The 1,260-nt window shown below is 75.7% G+C and carries 1 protein-coding gene; it reads left to right on the forward strand.

The annotated features are described in order from the left end of the window. Positions 1 to 1,260 (forward strand): 3'-5' exonuclease (locus A612_RS09815; protein WP_019374322.1); only part of this gene is annotated, 1,260 nt, incomplete at both ends.

Consider the following 1,260-nt stretch of genomic DNA (forward strand, 5'->3'; position numbering starts at 1 on the left):
CTGCCCGCCGTCGCGCGGGAAGGCGCGCCCGGCGATCACGCCGGGGGCGCGGCCGCGGCGGCGGAAGACGAGGCCCCCCGGTGGCGCGACAGCCTGAGCGAGGCGCGCCACGACGCCGAGGAAACCCCGCGCATGCGCGAATGCGCCCAGGCCGCGCAATGGGTTGCCCGACAGCTGGCCGGCGGCAGGCGCGCGCACGAGATCCTGGTGCTGGCCCGCACGCACGACCGGCTTGCCGCCATGCAGGAGGCATTGCGTGCGCTGCACGTTCCCTGCGTGCGCCCCGAACGCCAGCAGCTGGCAGACATGCCCGAGGTGCAGGACGTGCTGGCGCTGCTGGACGCGCTGGTCTCGCCCGGACACGACCTGTCGCTGGCGCGCGCGCTCAAGTCGCCGCTGTTTGGGCTGGACGACGCGGCGCTGGTGCAGCTCGCTTTGCGGCGGCGCGAGTGGGAGGCGGCGCAGGAGGGCGAGGGGGCGACGATCGGCTGGCTGGAGCTGTTGCTCCAGGGCGAGGGGCTGCCTGCGCCGCTGCAGCAGGCCGGGCGCGATCTGGCGCGGTACCGGGATTGGGTGGCTGCGCTGCCGCCCCACGATGCACTGCAGGCCATCTACACCCACGCCGACGTGCTCGCCCGCTACGCGGCGGCAGCGCCCGCGCCGCAGCGCCGCAGCGTGCTGGTCCACCTGCGCGCCCTGCTGGCGGCGGCGCTGCAGGAGGGCGGCGGACGCTTCCTCACGCCCTATGCCTTCGTGCGCGCCATGCGCCGCGGTGGCCCGCGCACCCCCGGACAGGCGGACGGCGGGGCGGTGCGCCTGCTCACCATCCACGGCGCCAAGGGGCTGGAGGCGGACTGCGTGCTGCTGCTGGACACGGACGCCCCGCCCAAGCGGGCCGAGACCATGGGCATCTTGGTGGACTGGCCGGGCGAGAGCGCGCTGCCCCGGCATTTCGTGTTCCTCGCCAGCGAGAGCCGCCCGCCGCCGGGCGTGCGCGGGCTCCTGGACAGGGAGCGGCAGGCGCGCCAGCACGAGGAATTCAATCTGCTCTACGTCGCGATGACCCGCGCCCGGGAGTGCCTGGCGCTGTCCTGCGTGCCGGCGCGCACAGAGCAGCCCGGCAGCTGGTGGGGCCGCGTCTCGCCCCACCTGCAGGAAATCCTGCCCGAGGGCGCGCCAGCGCCGGAAGCGGCAGCGGCGGCCATCACCCTGGCCCAGCTCCCGCCCTATGAGCCGCCCGCCACGGAACCGGCTGGGGGG

Origin of the sequence: Melaminivora alkalimesophila, assembly GCF_000282995.1 — a bacterium.
Classification (GTDB): Bacteria; Pseudomonadota; Gammaproteobacteria; order Burkholderiales; family Burkholderiaceae_C; genus Melaminivora; species Melaminivora alkalimesophila.